Source organism: Streptomyces sp. (assembly GCF_031178505.1).
GTDB classification, from domain to species: domain Bacteria; phylum Actinomycetota; class Actinomycetes; order Streptomycetales; family Streptomycetaceae; genus Streptomyces; species Streptomyces gulbargensis.
This window is the reverse complement of sequence record NZ_JAPSIW010000588.1, coordinates 1-4,449: the sequence shown is the minus strand read 5'-3', so window position 1 is coordinate 4,449 and position 4,449 is coordinate 1. Positions and strand designations below refer to the sequence as shown.

Sequence of the window (4,449 nt, the reverse complement as noted above, 5' to 3'; positions counted from 1 at the left end):
TGATGCTGTCCGCCTCCCACAACGCCATGCCCGACAACGGCATCAAGTTCTTCGCCCGCGGCGGCCACAAGCTCGCCGACGAGCTGGAGGACCGCATCGAGGCCGTGTACGAGGAGCACCGCACCGGCGCCCCCTGGGACCGTCCGACCGGGGCCGGCGTCGGCCGCGTCCGCGACTACGACGAGGGCTTCGACAAGTACGTCGCCCACCTGATCGGTGTCCTGCCCAACCGCCTCGACGGCCTGAAGATCGTCCTGGACGAGGCCCACGGTGCCGCCTCCCGCGTCTCGCCCGAGGCCTTCTCCCGGGCCGGCGCCGAGGTGATCACCATCGGCGCCGAGCCGGACGGCCTCAACATCAACGACGGCTGCGGCTCCACCCACCTGGAGATGCTCAAGGCCGCCGTCGTCGAGCACGGCGCCGACCTCGGCATCGCCCACGACGGCGACGCCGACCGCTGCCTCGCGGTCGACCACACGGGCGCCGAGGTCGACGGCGACCAGATCCTCGCCGTCCTCGCCCTCGCCATGCGCGAGGCGGGCACCCTGCGCGGCGAGACCGTCGTCGCCACCGTCATGTCGAACCTGGGCTTCAAGCTCGCCATGGAGCGCGAGGGCCTGACCCTCGTCCAGACCGCGGTCGGCGACCGCTACGTCCTGGAGTCCATGAAGGAGAACGGCTTCGCGCTCGGCGGCGAGCAGTCCGGGCACGTCATCGTGCTCGACCACGCCACCACCGGCGACGGCACCCTCACCGGCCTGATGCTCGCCGCCCGGGTCGCCGCCACCGGCAAGTCCCTCGCCGAGCTGGCCGCCGTCATGGAGCGGCTCCCGCAGATCCTCATCAACGTCAAGGACGTCGACAAGTCCCGGGTCGCCACCTCCGGCGAGCTGGCCGCCGCCGTCACCGAGGCCGAGCGCGAGCTGGGCTCCACCGGCCGCGTCCTGCTGCGCTCCTCCGGTACGGAGCCGCTGGTCCGCGTCATGGTCGAGGCCGCCGACATCGAGCAGGCCCGGTCGGTCGCGCAGCGCCTGGCGGACGTCGTGAAGTCGGCGCTGGGCTAGGGGTACGCCCGCTCGACGTATGAAGGGAGGGCCCCGTCGCACAGGGTGCGGCGGGGCCCTCGCGCGTACGGCGCCGGGGCCGTCAGGAGCGGGGCTTCGGGCGGGTCGAGGCGGCGCCGGGCCTGCCTCGGCGGGTCCACCGGCCGCGCTGCGACCGCCACAGGAGCTTCTGCGTGTACAGCGTCAGCGTCCCGGCCAGCATGATGCCGAGGAGGTTGAGCAGCAGCTGCTCCACCGAGCCCCACATCTGGCCGAGCTCGCCGTAGCCGAGGGCCACCGCCGCGTTCGCCGCGGCCGGAACGGTCGTCACCGAGATCGCCACACCCACCAGGGCGCCCGACTTGGCCGAGGTCAGCGACAGCGTGCCGGCCGCGCCCGCGAGCACCGCCACCACGAAGGAGAACGGGTCCGGCTGCCAGATGAATCCGGTGTTGGGCCGGGCCCCGTCCAGCTGCTCCCTGCTGAACAGGCCGGCCGCGTCCATGCCCAGGCTGAACAGGGTCGTCGCGGCGATCGCCGCCGCGAAACCGGCCAGGAGCGCGATCAGCGAGCGCACCGCGAGCCTCGGGGCCCGCCGTACCACCGCCGTGCAGACGCCCGCCAGCGGGCCGAACTCGGGGCCGACCGCCATCGCGCCGACGATCAGGATCGCGTTGTCGAGGACGACACCGCAGGCGGCGATCATCGTCGCCAGGATCATGAACGCGGCGTAGGTGACGGAGAGCGTCGACTCCTCGTGGGTCGCGCCGGTGAGCTGTTCCCAGATCACCGCGTCGGCGGACTCGCCGGGGGCCTCCTCCTCGGCCGCGTCGGCCCGCTTCGACAGCGACAGGCCGACGTCGTCGACGGAGATCGCCCCGTCCTCGTCGATCCGCAGCCCGCGCAGTCCGGCGAGGAGCTCGTCGCACGCCTCACGGGCCACGTCGCACGTCACCACGTCCCCGGAGGGGTCGCGCGCGGCGCCCGGCAGCACCACCAGATGGGTGGTGCCGACGGTCGACTCGATCAGCTTGACGGCGTCCGGCGTCCGGCCGGGCGGCACGATCATCCGCAGGTGCAGCATGCGCCGAGCTTACGGACGTCAGAGCTTGCGCAGGCTCAGACGCTGCACCTTGTGGTCGGCCCCCTTGCGCACGACGAGGGTCGCCCGGCCGCGGGTCGGGGCCACGTTCTCCAGGAGGTTGACCTTGTTGATGGTCCGCCACATCGTGCGCGCGTAGTCCAGGGCCTCCTCCTCGGAGACCTGGGTGTAGCGCTGGAAATACGAGTCCGGATTCTGGAAGGCCGTCTCGCGCAGCTTGCGGAAACGATTCAGGTACCAGCTCTCGATGTCCTCGGCCCGGGCGTCCACGTACACCGAGAAGTCGAAGTAGTCGGCCAGGCCCACCCGGGTCCTGCCGTCCTTTCCGGGCAGCGCCGGCTGGAGGACGTTCAGCCCCTCCACGATCAGGATGTCCGGCCGGCGCACCACCAGCCGCTCGCCCGGCACGATGTCGTAGATCAGGTGCGAGTAGACCGGGGCGGTGACCTCCTCCTTGCCCGCCTTGACGTCCGCCACGAACCGGGTGAGCGCCCGCCGGTCGTACGACTCGGGGAAGCCCTTCCGGGACATCAGGCCGCGCGCCTGGAGCTCCGCCATCGGGTAGAGGAAGCCGTCGGTGGTGATCCGCTCCACCCGCGGGTGCTCCGGCCAGCGGGCCAGCAGGGCCTCCAGGAGCCGGGCGACGGTCGACTTGCCGACCGCGACGGAGCCGGCGACCCCTATGACGAACGGGGTGCCGCGCTGCTCCGCGTTCTCCCCGAGGAACGTGTTCAGCGCCCCCCGCAGCCCGCTCGTGGCCTGCACGTACAGGTTGAGCAGCCGGGAGAGCGGCAGATAGATGTCGCGCACCTCGTCCAGGTCGATGACGTCCCCGAGCCCGCGCAGCTTCTCGACCTCCTCGGCGGTCAGCGGCAGCGGCGTCTTGTCCCGCAGGGCACTCCACTCGGCCCGGGTGAGGTCGACGTACGGGGTCGGCTCGGAGGACCGGCGGGGGGAGGTGCCGTTGCCGTGGGGGCTTCGTGGCGGCGAAGTGATCACCCCGCCATTGTCCCGGCTCCCGCCGGACCGTGGGTGGTGGGGTCGGTCACGTGGCGCAAGGGATTGCCCCGGGCCCCGGCGCGGGCGATCATGTGGGGCCGCGTGCGCCCGAGGGTCCCGCGCGGGGGGAGCCGTCGTCCGGCGGCGTGGAGAGAAGCAGAGAGTCACCGCACATGCGTACGCCAGTCAGAGCCGCCGCCGCCGTTTCCCTCGTCCTCCTCACCGCCGCGTGCGGTGGCGGACAGCAGGCCGGTGGCCGGAGCGAGGGGCCCGCCGCGGAGGCCGCCCCCGGCGCCTCCGCCGCCCCCGCCACGCCGTCCGCGCCCGCGCGGAAGGTGCTGACCCTCCCCGAGCTGGAGGAGGCGATCGTCGGCCAGGGGGACCTCCCGGGCTACGCGGTGGGGGAGAGGAAGGGACCCGGGATCGGTTCGCCTTCCGTGACGGTCGACAAGGAGGCGTGCAAGCCCCTCGCCGACGCGCTGTACTCCATTCCGCACCATCTCGCCTTCGCCACCGCGGAGACGACGATGACGGAGATGCCGAAGGCGGGTGGCGCCACGGCTCCGGGAAACGCCGCCACCGACCTGTCGCTCTCCTCGTACGAGGCGGACGGAGCGCGGGAGGCACTGGCGGCGGTGCGGACCTCGGCATCGGCGTGCCGAGACGGTTTCACCTTCACGGTCATCGACGAGACGACGAAGGTGCGCTCGGTCGCGCCCCTGCCGGTGGCCGTCGGTGACGAGGCGCTGGCCTGGACGATCACTCTGGACTGGAGCAGCGGTCCGCACCTCACCAACGTCGTCCTGTTCCGCGTGGGCGGCACGGTGGCGGTCGCCTCCACCACGAGCGGCGCCCCCGGCGGCATCGCGACCCCGCCGAAGGCCCTGCTCGACGCGCAGGCCGCCAAGCTGTCCTGAGTCCACGATGGTGGGCGGCATCCGCCGTAGGCTGCCGCCATGTGCGGAATCGTGGGATACGTCGGCGGTCAGTCGGCGCTTGATGTAGTGGTCGCGGGCCTCAAGCGGCTCGAATACCGGGGCTACGACTCGGCCGGTGTCGCCGTGCTCTCCGACGGCGGGCTCGCCGCGGCGAAGAAGGCCGGGAAGCTCGTCAACCTGGAGAAGGAGCTGGTCGACCGGCCGCTGCCCGGCGGGACCGTGGGGATCGGGCACACCCGCTGGGCCACGCACGGCGGGCCGACCGACGCCAACGCGCATCCGCACCTCGACAACGCGGGCCGGGTGGCCGTCGTGCACAACGGGATCATCGAGAACTTCGCCGCCCTGCGCGAGGAGCTGGCCGAGC

Annotated in this window: 4 protein-coding genes and 1 pseudogene; 3 read left to right on the top strand and 2 right to left on the bottom strand. The window is 72.5% G+C overall.

The annotated features are described in order from the left end of the window. On the top strand, positions 1-1,064 hold a 1,064-nt coding region (locus RIF68_RS28410; RefSeq protein ID WP_309054152.1), incomplete at its 5' end, for a phosphoglucosamine mutase. Positions 1,065-1,146: 82 nt separating this feature from the next. On the opposite strand, the gene RIF68_RS28405 is transcribed toward RIF68_RS28410, so the two are convergent. Together RIF68_RS28405 and coaA are read right to left on the bottom strand one after the other, a co-directional pair. Then, positions 1,147-2,127 carry a DUF389 domain-containing protein gene (locus tag RIF68_RS28405; protein WP_309054151.1) on the bottom strand — a complete coding sequence of 327 codons (981 nt, stop codon included), beginning with the start codon at positions 2,125-2,127 and terminating at the stop codon, positions 1,147-1,149. 18 nt (positions 2,128-2,145) lie between these two features. Continuing rightward, positions 2,146-3,144 (bottom strand): type I pantothenate kinase, encoded by a 999-nt coding sequence (gene coaA / locus RIF68_RS28400; RefSeq protein WP_375165201.1) that lies wholly within the window; start codon positions 3,142-3,144, stop codon positions 2,146-2,148. A gap of 173 nt (positions 3,145-3,317) precedes the next feature. Between coaA and RIF68_RS28395 the strand changes: the two genes are divergently transcribed. Both RIF68_RS28395 and RIF68_RS28390 read left to right on the top strand, forming a co-directional pair. After that, entirely contained in the window at positions 3,318-4,061 is a 744-nt protein-coding gene (locus RIF68_RS28395) for a hypothetical protein (protein WP_309054150.1), read from the top strand. 39 nt (positions 4,062-4,100) lie between these two features. After that, positions 4,101-4,449, top strand: a pseudogene (locus RIF68_RS28390) (glutamine--fructose-6-phosphate aminotransferase); the annotation flags it as partial.

Coding starts and splice junctions, on each gene's coding strand:
- RIF68_RS28405 (WP_309054151.1), bottom strand. CDS start 2,127: ATGCTGCACCTGCGGATGATCGTGCCGCCCGGCCGGACGCCGGACGCC.
- RIF68_RS28395 (WP_309054150.1), top strand. CDS start 3,318: ATGCGTACGCCAGTCAGAGCCGCCGCCGCCGTTTCCCTCGTCCTCCTC.